The sequence below is a fragment of the Streptomyces sp. AC1-42W genome, assembly GCF_003248355.1.
In the GTDB taxonomy this organism is placed as follows: Bacteria; Actinomycetota; Actinomycetes; order Streptomycetales; family Streptomycetaceae; genus Streptomyces.
On record NZ_QKWY01000001.1, the window covers coordinates 1,465,735 to 1,483,384 of the forward strand.

12 protein-coding genes are annotated in these 17,650 nt (G+C 72.8%); 3 read left to right on the forward strand and 9 right to left on the reverse strand.

Translation table 11 applies throughout. From position 1 onward, the window contains the following. Window positions 1-189 precede the first annotated feature (189 nt). The gene (locus tag DNK56_RS06700; RefSeq protein WP_111331372.1) at window positions 190-711 is read left to right on the forward strand and encodes a universal stress protein; all 522 of its coding nucleotides are present in this window, start codon (window positions 190-192) and stop codon (window positions 709-711) included. Between the two features lie 120 nt (window positions 712-831). On the opposite strand, the gene glmS is transcribed toward DNK56_RS06700, so the two are convergent. Together glmS and DNK56_RS06710 are read right to left on the reverse strand one after the other, a co-directional pair. Continuing rightward, entirely contained in the window at window positions 832-2,661 is a 1,830-nt protein-coding gene (glmS, locus tag DNK56_RS06705) for a glutamine--fructose-6-phosphate transaminase (isomerizing) (RefSeq protein WP_111331375.1), read from the reverse strand. Window positions 2,662-2,714: 53 nt separating this feature from the next. Beyond that, the gene (locus tag DNK56_RS06710) at window positions 2,715-2,990 is read right to left on the reverse strand and encodes a hypothetical protein (RefSeq protein ID WP_111331378.1); all 276 of its coding nucleotides are present in this window, start codon (window positions 2,988-2,990) and stop codon (window positions 2,715-2,717) included. Window positions 2,991-3,337: 347 nt separating this feature from the next. Between DNK56_RS06710 and DNK56_RS06715 the strand changes: the two genes are divergently transcribed. Then, window positions 3,338-4,987, forward strand: coding sequence for a beta-N-acetylhexosaminidase (locus DNK56_RS06715; RefSeq protein ID WP_111331380.1), 1,650 nt, complete (start codon window positions 3,338-3,340; stop codon window positions 4,985-4,987). A 71-nt stretch (window positions 4,988-5,058) separates the two neighbouring features. On the opposite strand, the gene DNK56_RS06720 is transcribed toward DNK56_RS06715, so the two are convergent. The 5 genes from DNK56_RS06720 to DNK56_RS06740 form a co-directional block, all read right to left on the reverse strand. After that, a complete protein-coding gene (locus DNK56_RS06720; protein WP_111335547.1) occupies window positions 5,059-6,045 on the reverse strand; it encodes an ABC transporter substrate-binding protein in 987 nt (328 codons plus the stop codon). A gap of 196 nt (window positions 6,046-6,241) precedes the next feature. Continuing rightward, a complete protein-coding gene (locus DNK56_RS06725) occupies window positions 6,242-7,408 on the reverse strand; it encodes an acyl-CoA dehydrogenase family protein (protein WP_111331383.1) in 1,167 nt (388 codons plus the stop codon). 23 nt (window positions 7,409-7,431) lie between these two features. Beyond that, window positions 7,432-8,358: a hydroxymethylglutaryl-CoA lyase gene (locus DNK56_RS06730; protein WP_111335549.1), complete on the reverse strand. Its 927-nt coding sequence runs from the start codon at window positions 8,356-8,358 to the stop codon at window positions 7,432-7,434. Window positions 8,359-8,381: 23 nt separating this feature from the next. Further along, window positions 8,382-10,472: an ATP-binding protein gene (locus DNK56_RS06735; protein ID WP_199563928.1), complete on the reverse strand. Its 2,091-nt coding sequence runs from the start codon at window positions 10,470-10,472 to the stop codon at window positions 8,382-8,384. Window positions 10,473-10,485: 13 nt separating this feature from the next. Next, window positions 10,486-12,093 (reverse strand): carboxyl transferase domain-containing protein, encoded by a 1,608-nt coding sequence (locus DNK56_RS06740; RefSeq protein WP_111331387.1) that lies wholly within the window; start codon window positions 12,091-12,093, stop codon window positions 10,486-10,488. A 119-nt stretch (window positions 12,094-12,212) separates the two neighbouring features. On the opposite strand from DNK56_RS06740, the gene DNK56_RS06745 reads away from it, so the two are divergent. After that, on the forward strand, window positions 12,213-12,881 hold the full coding sequence (locus tag DNK56_RS06745; protein ID WP_111331389.1) for an SACE_7040 family transcriptional regulator: 669 nt from the start codon (window positions 12,213-12,215) through the stop codon (window positions 12,879-12,881). On the opposite strand, the gene DNK56_RS06750 is transcribed toward DNK56_RS06745, so the two are convergent. Together DNK56_RS06750 and DNK56_RS06755 are read right to left on the reverse strand one after the other, a co-directional pair. Continuing rightward, window positions 12,878-15,880 carry an acyltransferase family protein gene (locus DNK56_RS06750; RefSeq protein ID WP_111331391.1) on the reverse strand — a complete coding sequence of 1,001 codons (3,003 nt, stop codon included), beginning with the start codon at window positions 15,878-15,880 and terminating at the stop codon, window positions 12,878-12,880. The two genes, DNK56_RS06745 and DNK56_RS06750, sit on opposite strands and share 4 nt — an antisense overlap. Before the next feature lie 16 nt (window positions 15,881-15,896). Continuing rightward, on the reverse strand, window positions 15,897-17,570 hold the full coding sequence (locus DNK56_RS06755) for a glycosyltransferase family 2 protein (RefSeq protein ID WP_199563861.1): 1,674 nt from the start codon (window positions 17,568-17,570) through the stop codon (window positions 15,897-15,899). Between the last annotated feature and the right edge of the window lie 80 nt (window positions 17,571-17,650).

A 17,650-nucleotide genomic window follows, 5' to 3' on the forward strand; every position in this document is an offset into this window, starting at 1 on the left:
GACGGGCCCGGTCTCGGGCATGCTCCGGAAAACGCCGCATGCGCCGTGCACGGTGCGGGCAATGGAGGAATGGGGCCGTACCCTTGGGGGTAAGGGGTTGGGAAGATGATTCCCGGACACCACGACACCGCCCGCTGACGCACCTTCCACGTCGATCTCCTCACGAGGACTCTCTTCGCCGAGACACCGATGGCCGGTCACGAAATCCCCGAACCCGCGGACCGCAAGCAGGTAGCCGACCCCGTGTCGGACCCGCTGGCGGCCGAACAAGAGCGCAGTCCCTGCGATCCCGCCTTCCGGCATGGGGTCGTCGTCGGCTTCGACGGCTCGACCTCCAGCGAGCGGGCCCTCGCCTACGCGATCGGCATGTCCCGCAGGACGGGCTCCGGGCTGATCATCGTGCATGTCGCCAACCGGCTGCCGACCACCGTCTGGGCGGGCTGCGAGCCCCCCGTCTTCGTGGACGTCCCGGACCACCGCACCGAGGTGCTCGGCCTGGAGCTCGCCTGCGCGGACTACCTCGCCGAGGTGCCCTGGGTGCTCGTGGAGCGCGGCGGCGACATCTGCCACGAACTGGAGGAGGTCGGCCGGGAGTACTCGGCCGACGCGATCGTCGTGGGCTCCACGCACGGCCTGGTCGGCAAGCTCTTCGGCTCGGTGGCCGGCCGGCTGGCCCGCCGCGCGCAGCGGCCCGTCGTCGTCATCCCGTGACGTCCCGGCCGCGGCCCGTGACGGCGCCGCCGGCGCGTTCGCGCCACCTCCGCGCAACCGGAAGCGGCCCCGCCGTCACCTCCCGTGACCGCGGGGCCGCTCCGTGCGACGCGGGCCCGCCTACTCGACGGTGACGGACTTCGCCAGGTTGCGCGGCTTGTCGATGTCCCGGCCCATGGCCAGCGCCGTGTGGTACGCGAAGAGCTGGAGCGGGATGCCCATCAGGATCGGGTCCAGTTCGTTCTCGTTCTTCGGCACGACGATGGTGTGGTCGGCCTTCTCCTGGACCTGGTGGGCCACGGCGAGGATGCGGCCGCTGCGGGCCTTGATCTCCTCCATCGCGGCGCGGTTCTTCTCCAGCAGGTCGTCGTCCGGCACGATGGCCACGGTCGGCATCGCGGGCTCGATCAGCGCCAGCGGACCGTGCTTCAGCTCGGAGGCCGGGTACGCCTCGGCGTGGATGTACGAGACCTCCTTGAGCTTCAGCGACGCCTCGCGGGCCACCGGATAGCCGCGCACGCGCCCGATGAACATCATCGACTTCGCGTCCGCGTACTCGGCGGCCAGCCGCTTGATCTCGTCCTCGCCCTCCAGGATCTCGCTGATCTGGGCGGGCAGCCTGCGCAGGCCGTCGATGATCCGCTTGCCGTCCGCCACCGACAGGTCCCGGATGCGGCCCAGGTGCAGGGCGAGCAGCGCGAAGGCGACCACGGTGTTGGTGAAGCACTTGGTGGAGACCACGCAGACCTCGGGCCCGGCGTGCACATACGTACCGCCGTCCGCCTCGCGGGCGATCGCCGAACCGACCACGTTGACCACGCCCAGCACCCGCGCGCCCTTGCGCTTCAGCTCCTGGACGGCCGCCAGCACGTCGTACGTCTCGCCGGACTGGGACACCGCGACGTACAGCGTGTCGGGGTCCACGACCGGGTTGCGGTAGCGGAACTCGGAGGCGGGCTCGGCGTCCGCGGGGATGCGGGCCAGCTCCTCGATCAGCTGGGCGCCGATCTGGCCCGCGTGGTACGAGGTGCCGCAGCCCAGGATCTTGATGCGGCGGACCCCGCGCGCCTCGCGGGCGTCCAGGTTGAGGCCGCCCAGGTGCACCGTGGAGAACCGGTCGTCGATCCGGCCGCGCAGCACCCGGTCGACGGCGTCCGCCTGCTCGGAGATCTCCTTGTGCATGTACGTGTCGTGGCCGCCCATGTCGTACGACTCGGCCTCCCACTCCACGGTGGTCGGCGTGGCCGTCGTGGTCGAGCCCTCCGTGGTGTACGTGCGGAAGTCGTCGGCCTTGAGGGTGGCCATCTCGCCGTCGTCGAGCGTGACGACCTGGCGGGTGTGGGCGACCAGGGCGGCGACGTCGGAGGCGACGAACATCTCCTTCTCGCCGATGCCGAGGACGACCGGCGAGCCGTTGCGGGCCACCACGATGCGGTCGTGGAAGTCGGCGTGCAGGACGGCGATGCCGTAGGTGCCCTCGACGGAGCGCAGCGCCTCGCGGACCTTCTCCTCCAGCGTCGCGGCCTGCGAGCGGGCGATCAGGTGGACCAGCACCTCGGTGTCGGTCTCGGAGAGGAACACGACGCCCTCGGCGGTCAGCCGGGCGCGCAGTTCGGCGGCGTTGTCGATGATCCCGTTGTGCACGACGGCGACCCGGCCCGAGGCGTCCAGGTGCGGGTGGGCGTTCTCGTCGCTGGGGGCGCCGTGGGTGGCCCAGCGGGTGTGGGCGATCCCGGTCGTCCCGGCGAAGCGCTTGGGCACCCGGGACTCCAGCTCGCGGACCCGGCCCTTGGCCTTGACCGACTTCAGCGCGGCGGGCTTCCCGGCCGCGGGCTTTCCGGTGATCACGATGCCGGCGGAGTCGTAACCGCGGTACTCCAGCCGCTGCAGGCCCTCCAGCAGCAGCGGGGCCACGTCACGCTTTCCGATGTATCCGACGATTCCGCACATGAAGAGTTCTGTCCTCCGTCGTGAAGTAAGGGGTACCCGGCCGGGAGGCGGCCTCAGCCGTAGACGATGCGGCGCAGCTGGCGGAGCGAGAGCTCCGGCGGCGCGACCGCGCGGTGCGGCAGTTCGGCCGCGATCCGCTCGAAGATCTCCGCGTTCACCAGTCCGCCCGCCTGCAGTTCGCGGTGGCGGCGGCGCACGAAGACTTCGGTCGTCTCGTCGAAGTACGCCAGGACGTCGAGGATCACCCGCGCGGCTTCACCGCGGGGGAGCGCGGTGCTGCGCACCACGTGGTCAATGAGGTCGTCGTACGACGAGCGGCGTTCGAGCACCCGTCGATACTGCTGCGGACGGGGGTCGAGCGCAACAATCCTGCCCGATTTCGGGCAGGGAATGGGGTTGGTGGTCCTCTTTTCTCTGACTTGGGTGGATTACGCGGGGGTGATTCGGGGGCTCCGGGAGGGGGTCGCGCGGCAGTGGTCGGAGCCAACGGGGTGAAGTCCCGCATACGGCGCAAAACGCCCCCGAGGCGCCTGGGTGACCAACGCCGGGAAGTGGTCTACACCTTGACCAGCCGTAAGGCGCGCGGTACGCATGGCGACGGTGCCGGGGGCGACGGCCCCGGCAGCGATCGCGAAGGAACCGGCAGAGTGACCCCCCGAAGAAAGGGACCAGGCTTGTGAGACTGCACACGGCCCGGCGCAGTGCCCTTCCCCGACTGCTCGGCTCGCTGCTGCTCGTCGCGGCGGCCGGCCTCTCCAGCGCGTGCGTCGCCCCCGAGGCGTCCGCCGCGGACTCCGACGCGGCTGCCCGGGCCCTGAGACCGCTGGGCCAGGTGGTACCCGCCCCGGCCTCGGTCAGGCCCGGCGGCGAACCGTATCTCCTCACCCCGTCCACCAGCATCCGGACCACCCCGTCCTCCGGCGACGCCCGCCGGATCGGCGACTACCTCGCGGACGTGCTGCGCCCCTCCACCGGGTTCGCCCTGCCGGTCACGGACCGGGACGCCGCCGACGGCATCCGGCTCAGGATCGACCCGCGCGCCGGCGGCCTCGGCGCGGAGGGCTACACCCTCACCGCCACGAGCCGCTCCGTCACCATCACCGCCCGGAAGGCCGCGGGGCTCTTCCACGGCGTCCAGACGCTGCGTCAGCTGTTCCCGGCCCGGGTGGAGCGCGACAGTCCGCAGAAGGGCCCCTGGCGGGTCTCCGGCGGCACGATCACCGACACCCCGCGCTACGCGTACCGGGGCGCGATGCTCGACGTCTCGCGCCACTTCTTCTCGGTGGACGAGGTCAAGCGCTACATCGACCAGATCGCGCAGTACAAGATCAACACCTTCCACCTCCACCTCTCCGACGACCAGGGCTGGCGCATCGCCGTGGACTCCTGGCCGAAGCTGGCCACGTACGGCGGCTCCACCGAGGTCGGCGGCGGACCCGGCGGGTACTACACCAAGGCCCAGTACAAGGAGATCGTCCGGTACGCGGCGTCCCGCTACCTGGAGGTCGTCCCGGAGATCGACCTGCCCGGCCACACCAACGCCGCCCTCGCCTCGTACGCCGAGCTGAACTGCGACGGGGTCGCGCCGCCGCTCTACACCGGCATCAAGGTCGGGTTCAGCTCCCTGTGCGCCGGCAAGGACGTGACGTACGACTTCATCGACGACGTCGTCCGCGAGGTGGCCGCGCTCACGCCCGGCCGCTACCTGCACATCGGCGGCGACGAGGCGCACTCCACCAGTCACGAGGACTACACCGAGATCATGGACCGCGCCCAGGCGGTCGTCGGCGCGTACGGGAAGACCGTGATGGGCTGGCACCAGCTCACCGGGGCGGACCCGGTCAAGGGCGCGGTCGCGCAGTACTGGGGCTACGACCGGACCAGCGCGGCGGACCGGCAGCAGGTGGTGGACGCGGCGAAGAACGGCACCAGGCTGGTGCTCTCCCCGGCGGACCGGATCTACCTCGACATGAAGTACAACGACGAGACCGAACTGGGCCTCAAGTGGGCCGGCCCGGTCGAGGTCCGGCGCTCCTACGACTGGGACCCGGCGACCTACCTCACCGGCGCCCCGGCGGACGCCGTGCTCGGCGTCGAGGCGCCGATGTGGACGGAGACGCTGGACGACAGCGACGACCTCGACGCGATGGCGTTCCCCCGGCTGCCCGGCGCCGCGGAGCTGGGCTGGTCGCCGGCCTCGACGCACGACTGGGACACGTACAAGGTGCGGCTCGCCGGGCTCGGGGAGCGGTTCACCGCCCAGGGCATCGACTACTACCGCTCGCCGCAGGTGCCGTGGCCGGCCTCGGAGACGACCGGGGACTGAGACGGGGCCGGAACGGCGGCGTCCGGCGGTCCGGGGCGAGGTGTCCCGGACCGCCGGACGGGCGGGGTGGGTCAGGCGACCTTCTTGGCGTTCTCGATGGCCTTCGCCAGGTCCTCCAGGATCGGCGCGCACTTGTCGTAGCTGTAGATCGGCTCGGTGGTGCGGGGGATCACCTGGCCGGCCTTGACGGCGGGCAGCTGGTTCCAGGTCGGCTTGGCGGTCAGCGCCTCTGGCTGAAGCGCCGAGGAGCGGTTGTCCATCATGATGACGTCGGCGTCGTACTTGCCGACGTTCTCCCAGCTCAGCTCCTCGAAGAAGCCCGCCGCGTTCACCTTGGGCTCGACGAACCCCACGCCCAGCTCCTGGAAGTACAGGGTGTCGGCGGACGTCTTGGCGAGCGAGACGTAGAACAGGTCCTGGCTGGCCGAGCCGATCATCACCCGGATCTCCGGCTTGGACTTCGCGGCGGCGCGCAGCCGGGCGGCGGCCTTCTCGAAGCGGGTCTTCGCCTCGGTGACCGCCGCCGACTTCACATCGGCGCCGAGCGAGGCCGCCAGGTCCTCGTGGCGCTGGATGGCCTTGGGGACGGTGGTCCCGGCGGCCCACAGGGCGACGCTCGGGGCCAGCTGGAGGATCTTGTCCTTGGACTGGTCCGGCACGTACCAGAGGGCGTCCTTCTCCCACATCGCCGTGACCAGCAGCTCGGGGCCGAGCTCCGCGTACTTCTCGACGTTGAACTCGCCCCAGACGTTGCCCAGGATCTCCACCTTGTCGATGTCCAGGTCGCCGGCCTGCACATCGGGCTTGCCGTCCTTGGTCTTCGTCGGCCCGAAGACCGCCTTCACCTCGATGCCGTAGTCGTGCAGGGCGGCGGCGACCCCGGTAAACGCGACGATGTTCTTCGGGACGGACTTGGCCTCGGCGACCTTGCCCCGGTCGTCCTCGAACTTCCACGGCCCGGCGTTCCCGCCCTTGGGCTCGGCGGCGGCGGAGTCCTTCGCGTCGCCGTCACCGCCGCAGGCCGCGAGCACGGCGCCGAGGCCGACGGCGCCTCCCATGGCCAGCAGGCCGCGGCGGGTGGGACGGGACACGCGTGAGGTGCTCATGACGGAATCCGCTTTCGTACGCGCCGGAGACCGGCGGGTGACACGTTAAAGGAAGGTTAGCCTAACCTGCCTTGCGGTCCGCCCGTCGGTCCACCTCTCCGCCCGCCTCTTCGACGGTTCTCCGCCCGTCTGGCCGCCCGCCTGTCCGTCAGGCCTGGAGGCCGAGTTCGCGGGCGATCAGCATGCGCTGCACCTCGCTGGTGCCCTCGCCGATCTCCAGGATCTTGGAGTCCCGCCACATCCTGGCCACCGGGTACTCGTTCATGAAGCCGTAGCCGCCGTGGATCTGCGTCGCCTCACGGGCGTTGTCCACGGCCACGGTCGAGGAGTACAGCTTGGCGATCGCCGCCTCCTTCTTGAACGGCTCGTCGGCCAGCAGCCGGGACGCCGCGTCCCGCCAGCCGATGCGGGCCATGTGCGCGCGCATCTCCATGTCCGCGATCTTGAACTGGATCGCCTGGTTGGCGCCGATCGGCTTCCCGAACGCGTGCCGCTCGGCGGCGTACTTCACCGACTCGTCCACACAGCCCTGCGCCAGGCCCGTCGAGAGCGCCGCGATGGCGATGCGGCCCTCGTCCAGGATGCGCAGGAACTGCGCGTAGCCCCGGCCCTCCTCGCCCAGCAGGTTCTCCAGCGGGACGCGGACGTCGGCGAAGGACAGCTCACGGGTGTCCGAGGCGTTCCAGCCGACCTTGGAGTAGGGGGTGGCCACCGTGAAGCCGGGGGTGCCGGACGGGACGATGATGGACGAGATCAGCGGGGCGCCGTTCTCCTTGCGGCCGGTCACCGCCGTCACCGTCACCAACTCGGTGATGTCGGTGCCGGAGTTGGTGATGAAGCACTTGGAGCCGTTGATCACCCACTCGCCGGTGGCGTCGTCGCGCACGGCGGTCGTACGGGTGCCGCCCGCGTCCGAACCGCCGTCCGGCTCGGTCAGGCCGAACGCGCCCAGCGCCTCGCCCGAGCACAGCTTCGGCAGCCAGCGCCGCTTCTGCTCCTCGGTGCCGAAGCGGTACACCGGCATCGCGCCCAGCGACACCCCGGCCTCCAGCGTGATCGCCACCGAGGAGTCGACGCGGGCCAGCTCCTCCAGGGCGATGCCGAGCGCGAGGTAGTCGCCGCCCATCCCGCCGTACTCCTCCGGGAACGGCAGCCCGAACAGGCCCATCCGCCCCATCTCGCGCACGATCTCGTACGGGAACTCGTGCCGCTCGTAGAAGTCGCCGATCTTCGGGGCGACGACGTCGTGCGCGAACTCCTCGACGGTGCGCCGCAGTTCCTCGTGCTCGGCGGTCAGCCGGTGGTCCAGGGACATGGGGACGTTCTCCTTGTGGGATGTCACTGTGCCGCGAGTGCGCGGACGGTACGGGAAGGGCTGGGTCGGCCCAGGTGTTCGGCGAGCCACACGCTGGTGGCGGTCAGCTCGCCGAGATCGACCCCGGTCTCGATGCCGAGGCCGTCGAGCATCCACACGAGATCCTCGGTGGCCAGGTTTCCGGTCGCGCTCTTCGCGTACGGGCAGCCGCCGAGGCCGCCGGCCGACGCGTCCACCACGGACACGCCGTGCCGCAGCGCGGCCAGGGTGTTGGACAGGGCCTGCCCGTACGTGTCGTGGAAATGCACCCCGATCGCGTCGGTGGGCACACCGGCCTCGTTCAGCCCCGTGAGCAGGGCCTGTACATGGCCGGGGGTGGCGACCCCGATGGTGTCGCCGAGGGACAGCTCGTCGCAGCCGAGGTCCATCAGCGCCTTCGCGACCCGGACGACCTGCGGCACGGGCACCGCGCCCTCCCACGGGTCGCCGAAGCACATCGACAGGTAGCCGCGCACCCGCACCGCGTCCGCCCTGGCGCGGGCCACCACGGGCGCGAACATGGCCAGCGACTCGTCGACCGTCCGGTTGAGGTTGCGCCGCGCGAACGTCTCCGTGGCCGAGCCGAACACCGCGATCGAGCGGGCGCCCAGCGCCAGCGCCCGGTCCAGCCCGCGTTCGTTCGGCACGAGGACCGGCAGCGTCACGTCGCCCACGTCCGCGATGTCGCCGAGCAGCGGGTACAGCTCCTCGGCGTCGGCGAGCTGGGGCACCCACTTGGGATGCACGAAGCTCGTCGCCTCGATCGTGGTCAGCCCGGCGACCGCGAGCCGGCGGATGAACTCCGCCTTCACCGCGGTCGGGACGGTCGTCTTCTCGTTCTGCAGCCCGTCGCGGGCGCCGACCTCGTGGATGCGGACGCGGGCGGGCAGACCGTCGGCGGGGACGGTCATCGGCAGGGCGCGGTCGGCGGTCGTCACGCGTCCTCCCCGGCGGCGTCGGCCGGCGCGACGACGGCCAGCACCTGGTCCATGGCCACCGCGGTGCCCGCGGTGACGTCGAGCGCGGTGACGGTGCCGGCGTGCGGCGCGGAGATGACGTGCTCCATCTTCATCGCCTCCACCACCAGCAGGCTCTGCCCGGCGACGACCTCGTCCCCGACGGCCACCTTCACCACGGTCACCGTGCCGGGCATGGGCGCGGCGAGCGTGTCGGCGCCGGAGCGGGCGGCGCCGGTCAGCGACGCCTCGACCGGGTCGTGGTCCCGGACGTGCCAGCTGTCGCCGTCCCGGCCGAGCCAGTGGCCCTCCGGGGAGACGGCGTACGCGAACACATGCGTGACCCCGGCCAGTTCCAGCGCGATGCGGCCGTCGCCGACCGACAGCGTCCTGGCCTTCTCCGCGGTGCCCGGCAGCGGTCCGAGCGGCCCGCAGGCGCCCGACTCCGGGGCGGGTGGCGTCGGGCCCTCGCCGACATGGCCGAACGTCAGCTCGGTGTCCCCGCCGCCGCACGGGCGCAGGCTCACCTGGACCGGGTCGTGGCCGGGAATCCGGAAGTCGCGCACGGTGCGGGCCGGGGTGCCGCCGAGCCGCCAGCCGTTCCCCGCCGAGAACGGGTCGGCCCAGGCACCGGCGGCCGGGCGGGCCGCGGCGGCCCGGCTGTGCCGCCGCAGCAGCGCGGCGGCCGCGTACACCTCCTCCGGCACGCCCTCCGGCACCAGCCCGTCCACCTCGCGCTCCACCAGACCGGTGTCCAGCTCGCCCGCCACCACCGCCGGATGGGCGAGCAGCCGGCGCAGGAAGCCCGCGTTGGTCGGGACGCCGAGGACGACCGTGTCCGCCAGGGCCACCCGCAGCCGGCGCAGGGCGGTCGCCCGGTCGGGGCCGTACGCGATGACCTTGGACAGCATCGGGTCGTACAGGCTGCCGACCTCGCCGCCCTCGCCGAGCCCCGAGTCGGTGCGCACCCCGCCGCCCTGCGGCTCGTGGAGCGCCAGCACGGTGCCGCCGGAGGGCAGGAAGCCGCGCGCCGGGTCCTCGGCGCAGACCCGGGCCTCCACGGCGTGCCCGGTGAGCGTGATGTCGTCCTGGCCGTACGGCAGCGGTTCACCGGCCGCGACCCGCAGCTGCCACTCGACCAGGTCCAGGCCGGTGACCAGCTCGGTGACCGGGTGCTCGACCTGGAGCCGGGTGTTCATCTCCATGAAGTAGTACGAGGACGGGTCGTTGCCCGGCACGATGAACTCCACCGTGCCCGCGCCGACGTAGCCGCAGGAGCGGGCCGCCTGCACGGCCGCCTCGCCCATGGCGGCGCGCGTCGCCTCGTCCAGCAGGACGGACGGGGCCTCCTCGATGATCTTCTGGTGGCGGCGCTGGAGGGAGCACTCGCGCTCGCCCAGGTGCACCACGTTGCCGTGGGCGTCGGCCAGGACCTGGATCTCGATGTGGCGCGGCCGGTCGATCCACCGCTCCACCAGCAGGGTGTCGTCGCCGAAGGAGGCGCGGGCCTCGCGCCGGGCCGCCGCGATCTCGTCCGCGAGCAGTGCCGCGTCCCGGACGAGCCGCATGCCCTTGCCGCCGCCGCCCGCCGAGGGCTTGAGCAGCACCGGCATGCCGATCCCGGCCGCCGCCCCGGCCAGCGCCTCGTCGCTCAGCCCGCTGCCGGAGGAGCCGGGCACCACGGGGACGCCGGCCGCCGCGACCGTCTCCTTGGCCCGGATCTTGTCGCCCATCAGCGAGATCGCGGCGGCGGGCGGCCCGATGAAGGCCAGCCCGGCCTCCGTGCACGCCCGGGCGAACGCGGCGTTCTCGGCGAGGAAGCCGTAGCCGGGGTGGACGGCCTGCGCGCCGGTGCGGCGGGCCGCCTCCAGGAGCCGGTCCGCGCTCAGATAGCTCGCCGAGGCGGGCGCGGGCCCGATCCGTACCGCCGTGTCGGCCTCCCGTACGTGCCGCGCGTCGGCGTCCGCGTCGCTGAAGACGGCGACCGAGCGCACGCCCAGCTCGCGCAGGGTCCGGATGACCCGGACCGCGATCTCGCCCCGGTTGGCGACGAGGACCGTGTCGAACATCGTCATCTCTTCCTCACATCCGGAAGACGCCGAAGCCGGCGTCGCCCAACGGGGCGTTGGCGCACGCGGTCAGGGCGAGGCCCAGCACCTGGCGGGTCTCCAGCGGGTCGATCACCCCGTCGTCCCAGAGCCGGGCCGTGGCGTAGTAGGCGTTGCCCTGGGTCTCGTACTGCTCGCGGATCGGCGCCTTGAACGCCTCCTCGTCCTCGGCGCTCCAGTCGTCGCCCAGCTGGTCGCGCTTGACCGTGGCGAGGACGGAGGCGGCCTGCTCGCCGCCCATGACCGAGATCTTGGCGTTGGGCCACATCCACAGGAACCGGGGGCTGTAGGCGCGGCCGCACATGGAGTAGTTGCCCGCCCCGTAGGAGCCGCCGACCACCACGGTGAGCTTCGGGACGCGGGCGCAGGCGACGGCGGTGACCATCTTCGCGCCGTGCTTGGCGATGCCGCCGGCCTCGTAGTCCCGGCCGACCATGAAGCCCGAGATGTTCTGCAGGAACAGCAGCGGGATGGCGCGCTGGTCGCACAGCTCGATGAAGTGCGCGCCCTTCTGGGCGGACTCGGAGAACAGGATGCCGTTGTTGGCGACGATCCCGACCGGGTGGCCGTGGATGTGGGCGAAGCCGGTGATCAGCGTCTGGCCGTACTCCGCCTTGAACTCGGCGAACCGGGAGCCGTCCACCACCCGCGCGATCACCTCGCGCACGTCGTACGGGGTGCGCGAGTCGACGGGGACCGCGCCGTACAGCCCGGCCGGGTCCACCTTCGGCTCCTCGACCGGCCGCACCGACCAGGGCAGCGGGGCCCGGTCCGGCAGCGTCGCCACGATGTTCCGCACGATGCGGAGCGCGTGCGCGTCGTCCTCCGCGAGGTGGTCGGTGACGCCCGACGTACGCGAGTGCACCTCGCCGCCGCCCAGCTCCTCGGCCGTGACCACCTCGCCGGTGGCGGCCTTCACCAGCGGCGGGCCGCCCAGGAAGATCGTCCCCTGGCCGCGGACGATGACCGCCTCGTCGCTCATCGCCGGGACGTACGCCCCGCCCGCCGTGCAGGAGCCGAGCACCGCCGCGATCTGCGGGATGCCGGCGCCGGACATCCGGGCCTGGTTGTAGAAGATCCGGCCGAAGTGCTCCCGGTCGGGGAAGACCTCGTCCTGGAGCGGCAGGAAGGCGCCGCCCGAGTCCACCAGATACAGACAGGGGAGCCGGTTCTCCAGCGCCACCTCCTGGGCCCGCAGATGCTTCTTCACGGTCATCGGGTAGTACGTGCCGCCCTTGACCGTGGCGTCGTTGGCGACGATCACGCACTCGCGCCCGCTGACCCGGCCGATCCCGGCGATCACCCCGGCGGCCGGCGCGGCGCCCCCGTACAGCCCCTCGGCGGCCAGCGGGGCCAGTTCCAGAAAGGGCGAGCCGGGGTCGAGCAGGGTGTCCACCCGATCGCGGGGCAGCAGTTTGCCGCGCGCCACGTGCCGGGCGCGGGACCTCTCACCCCCGCCCAGCCTGGCCGTGGCGAGCCGCTTGCGCAGCTCGTCCGTGAGCGCGTGATGCGCCGCCTCGTTGGCCTGCCAAGCCTCCGAGGCGGGATCGGCCGCGCTCGCCAGCACCGGTGCCTGCTGCATCCTGTCGAGCCCCCTTGCCCGTACCGCGGTGTTCCTGAGCGTCCACGCCACTCGGTTAATGAGCGTTAACGTCGCTACAGGTTAACGAGCGCTAACCCGCCTGTCTAGAATGGCTGCTCATGAGCACCCATGCCGCCCGCGTCGCGGCCCCCACCCGCCGCGAGCAGATCCTCCGGGAGGCCGCCCGCCTCTTCGCCGAGCGCGGCTTCCACGGTGTCGGCGTCGACGAGATAGGGGCCGCCGTCGGCATCAGCGGCCCCGGTCTCTACCGGCATTTCCCCGGCAAGGACGCGATGCTCGCCGAGCTGCTCGTCGGCATCAGCGAACGCCTGCTGACCGGCGGGAAGCTCCGGGTGTCGGAGGACGCCGCCTCCGGCGACGGATCGCCGGAGGCCCTGCTGGACGCGCTCATCGAGGGCCACATCGACTTCGCCCTCGACGACCGCCCCCTGATCACCCTGCACGACCGCGAGCTGGACCGCCTGCGGGACACCGACCGCAAGCGGGTGCGCCGGCTCCAGCGGCAGTACGTCGAGGTGTGGGTCGCCGTCGTCCGCGACCTCTACCCGGACCTCCCCGAGCACGAGGCCCGCGCCACCGTCCACGCCGTCTTCGGCCTCCTCAACTCCACCCCCCATCTGGGGTCGGTCCGGAGGCCCGCCGCGACGCCGCGGGGGGCCTCCGGACCGACCCCGAGCCCCGGTGCCCTGCCGGGGCGTGCGGAGACCGCCGCACTGCTGCACCGACTGGCCCGGGGCGCCTTCGCGGCGGCGGGGGAGCCCGCCTAGGAGGCACCCTCCCGGGTGGACACGGTGACCCGGTCGACCCGCATCGGGTGGCCCGGTTCCGTCGCGGGGCCCGGCGTACCGCCGTCGGCGGCCGGGAGCGCTCCGCCCATCGCCACGTTCAGGATCAGGAACTGGCCGCGCGACAGCGCCTCGTCCCAGGCCTCGCGGCCCGTCGTGGACGCCTTCACCCGGTGGTACACCCGGTCGTCCAGGTACCAGCGGATCTCCTCGGCGCCGGGTGTGGCGTCGACCTCCACGGCGTACGTGCGGAACGCGCCGCGGCAGCCCGCGCACTTCTGCCGGGGCGAGGTGAGCCCCACCGGCTCCCGGCAGGGGCCGCCGTCCAGGGTCCCGCAGTGCAGGGTGCCGAAGACCGCGTCGCGCCCGTTGACGGACTCCATGACGTCGATCTCGCCGGTGGCCGGCCAGCCGGTGTACCCGTCGCGCAGCTTGGCGCCCATCGTCCAGAACGCCGGCCAGTAGCCCGCGGCGGCCGCGCCCGACACGTCCGGCAGGGCGATCGACGCCTCGATGCGCAGCACCCCGCCGGGCGGCGGCGCGAAGTCGGAGCGCCGGGACTCGATGCGGCCCGAGTACCACCGCCCGTCGCGCCGCGTGGGCACGATCTCCAGGGCCCCCTTGCCGTCCAGCCGGACGTTGTCCGCGGAGTCCGTCATGGTCTCGATCTCGCCCGTGCCCCACTGCGCGGCCGGGCAGCCCGGATAGCAGGTGCCCTTGTCGTACAGCCACCGGGAGGCCGCCGGGCGGCTGCCCGCCGGGCCGTCGAACCTCTCGTCCAGCAGGGTCGTCCAGCCCTCGCGGGACGCCCCGCCGCCGTCCCCGTCCCCGCCGCCGTCCCCGCCCCCGCCGGCCAGGCCCGCGGCTTCGGTGAGGAGCCGTTCCAGGCGGGGGGCCAGCACCACGGCGGCCACATCGGTCAGATGGGTGTCGTCGCGGTAGAGCAGCACCCGGTCCAGGACCACCGGGCACGTCGGACCGGCGGCCGGGCACAGCACCGGGTTCACCGAGACGGTCCGCACCCCCGGCAGCGCGCCGGCCGCCGCCTTCCGCGCCAGCGGGTCGGGCCACCGGGACTTCTTCCGGTCGAAGGCACAGGCCTCCGGGTCCGTGAGGTGGCCGGAGACGCAGGCGGGGACGTCGCGGCCGGGGATCGGGGTGTCCTCGATGTACACGATCGGCACCCCGAGCGCCCGCAGCGGCTTCAGCGTCCGCTCCCAGCCCCTGAGCAGCGCGCGCTCGTCGTCCGTGTAGCGGTTCAGCGAGGAGATGACGACGAGCCGGGGCCGGGGGCCTGCGGCCAGCCGCTCCAGGCTGTCCTTCCGCCAGGTGTCGCACTCGTGGTACGTCCGCCCCAGCTGCGGGTTCACCACCGACAGCTCCGGCAGCGGGCAGCCCTGCTTCACCAGCTCCTGGAGCGCCCAGCCGCGCCGGGCGGCCAGGCTGAGCATCGGCGAGAACCACTGCCCGGCGTGCGAGTCGCCGAGCAGGACGATCCGGTCGGGGCTGTCCACCGCCCCGAACAGGCAGGGCGGGCTGCTCGTCACCGCCGGGGCCACCTCGCACTCCCCGTCCGGCGGGAAGCTCTTGCGGGCCTGGACCGGGTTCGGCACGACGGGGCCCTCGGGGGCCGCCGCCCCGGCGGTCCGGGCCAGCAGGGTGGGGCCGGTGACCGCGCCGGGCGGCAGGCCCTTCATGTCCACCGGGGTGGCCGGGCCGAGCAGCCGCAGCGTGGTGGTGCCGACCACCAGGGCCAGGACGACCGGGATGACGACGGACGCGACGCCCAGCGCGAGACCGCGCCGGGGCAGCTCGGAGACCGTACGGTTGTGCCGCAGTGGCTTCTCGATCCAGCGCCGGGTCGCCAGGGCCGGCAGCACGGCGGCGGCCGTGAGCGCCACCCGGACCGGCCAGTCCAGGGTGCCGTAGCGGGCCTCGGCCAGGACGAGCACCGGCCAGTGCCACAGGTACAGCGTGTACGACAGCCGCCCGAGCGCACGGGGGCCGCGCAGCCCCAGCAGCCGCCCGACTCCGTAGCGCGAGGGCGTGCCGGAGCCCCGGCCTGGCGCCCCCGCCAGCAGGACCGCCGCCGTCGCCAGGGTCGGGGCGAGCGCCGCGTATCCGGGGTACGGGGTCGAGGCGTCGTACCGCAGCACGCACCACACCAGCACCCCCGCGCCCGCCCAGCCGCACAGCAGCCGCAGCACGCGCGGCCCCGGCACCAGATGCCAGGGCAGCAGCGCCAGCAGCGCCCCGACCCCGAACTGCCAGACCCTGGACGGCGTACCGAGGTACGCCAGCGAGACGGAGTCGCCCGTCCAGCGCAGCGCCAGGGCGAAGGAGACCAGCGTCAGTACGGCGGTGACGGCGACGGCCACCGGCCGCAGGGCCCGTCCCCGGCGCACCGCGCGGGCGGTGAGGGCGGCCAGCAGGGCGAGCAGCGGGCCCCAGCACAGATAGAACTGCTCCTCGACCGCCAGCGACCAGAAGTGCAGCAGCGGGCTCTCGTCCTGGCCGGCCGCCAGATAGTCGGTGCGCTGGTGGACGAACCGCCAGTTGGCCACCGACAGGGCCGCGGCCACGACATCGTTTTCCAGGTCCGTACGGCGCAGCGGCACCGTCAGCCAGGCACCGGCCGCCGCGACCGCGGCCAGCACCACGGCCGCGGACGGCAGCAGCCGGCGGGCCCGGCGGGAGAAGAACTCGCCCAGCCGGACGCGTCCGGTGGTGACGGCTTCCCGGACCAGGAGGCCGGTGATCAGGTAGCCGGATATGACGAGGAAGACGTCCACGCCGATGAAGCCGCCGGCCAGTCCCGGTACGGAGGCGTGGAAGGCGAGGACGGCCAGCACGGCGAACGCGCGCAGCCCCTCGATGTCGGGACGGAAGCGGGTCCGGTGGGCGGGTCGGGGCGCGGACGCGGATGCGGGCAGGGAGGTGGGACGGCCGGGCCGCCGGGTGGCGGTGGCGGGAGTGGGCATCGCGGGTGAGGGCCTTTCAGCTCAGCCAGGGCAGCATGGGGTTGACCCAGCCGGACGCGAGCAGTGCGGTGAGTACGAGGGTGGCGGTGACCGCCAGCGCCTCCGGCCAGCGCCGGGGCAGGACGGCGGTGCGCGAACCGCGCGGGGCGCGGGCGGGCCGGGGCCCGGCGGCCGGACGCAGCTCGGTGAGTAGGTCCCGTACGAGCGGGACGTTGATCTGGAGCTGGACCAGCAGATAGAGCCCGAGGCCCCAGTTGGGCTCCCAGCCGTTGCGGGCGACGGCCAGGGCGAGCCCGGCGACGGCCGCAGCGGTGGAGCAGACCAGCCAGCCGAGCGAGACGAGCACCACCCGGTGGGCCAGCGCGCCCGATCCGCCACCGCCGGCCCCGGTCGGCACCCAGGCGGCGCTGCGCCCGCGCAGGGTGTGCCAGACGGCGGCTCCGGCGGCGACGCTCATCAGGACGTTGGCCCGGATCACCTCGACGCGCCAGCGGGTCCGGCTGACCTGCGGCAGCAGCACGTGCCACAGCCACAGCGGGGCGAGCAGCGGCAGCACGTGCCAGGGCCGGATGTCGTCCGGGTACCAGATCATCATCACGAGCGGCGGCAGCGGCGCGGCGAACGTGTTCACCACGGTCGTCAGATAGCCGACGATCCCCTCGTAGAAGCACAGCCGCATCCGCCGGGGCGCGCCCATCTCCTTGAGGACCGGGGTGCTCAGCAGATGCAGGTTGCCCATCGCCCAGCGGTACTGCTGGTTGAGGTAGGAGGCGAGGTTGTCCGGCGAGGTGCCCTTGGCGACCAGCACCGGCACGTACAGGGTCCTGAACCCCTCGGCGTGCAGGGCGAGTCCGGTGTACAGGTCCTCGCTGTGGTCGAGCCGGGCGAAGCCGCCGGCCCGGTCGATGGCGCTGCGCCGGTAGACGGCGTTGCTCCCGCAGCAGATCGCCGCGTCGCTCGCGTCGCGGGACGGCTGGATCCAGCGGAAGAACCACTCCTGCGCCGAGCCGGCCGCGCGCTGGATCCACCCCATGGTCTCGTCGGTGTCGAAGCACTGCGGGCTCTGCACGATGCCGACGCCGGGGTCGGCCAGATACGGCACCAGATGGCGCAGGAAGTCGGGCCTGGGCGCGAAGTCGGCGTCCAGGATGGCGATGTGCTCGGCGCTGCTCAGGGTGAGCGCGTGGTTGAGGTTGCCCGCCTTCTTCAGATGGCCGCGGTCGGGCCGGACGACGTAACGGAAGCCGTACGCGGCGGCCAGCGCGGCCACCTCGGGGCTGTCGGCGTCGTCCAGTACCCAGACGGTCAGCGCGTCCGGCCAGTCCAGGGCGGCGACCGCCCGGTAGGCGTTCTCCAGCACGTCGAGCGGTTCCCCGCAGGTCGGCAGGTAGAGGTCGACGGTGGGCAGTTCGGGCGGGTCCCAGGCGTGGACGAGCACCTCGTGCGAACGCCGGGTCAGCCGGCGGGCGCGCAGGCTGTTGACCGACGACAGCGCGAGCGCGACGACGTTCAGCGAGAGCACCGCGAGAAAGGCCCAGAGGGCCGGTGTGCGCAGGGCGAAGGTGAGCATGGTCGCCGCCGTGAGTACGAAGGCGAGCGAGGAGCTGATCAGTACCCAGCGGCGCTGCGGCCCGAAGTACCAGTAGAGCTCCTGATCGGACGGTGGTTGCGGTAAGTGACGCACGGACATAAAGCCCCCCACGGCTGTGCATATCCTGGTATCGGGTGACCCACCCCACCCTAGTGTCAGAGGTATAGACCACTTGGCGC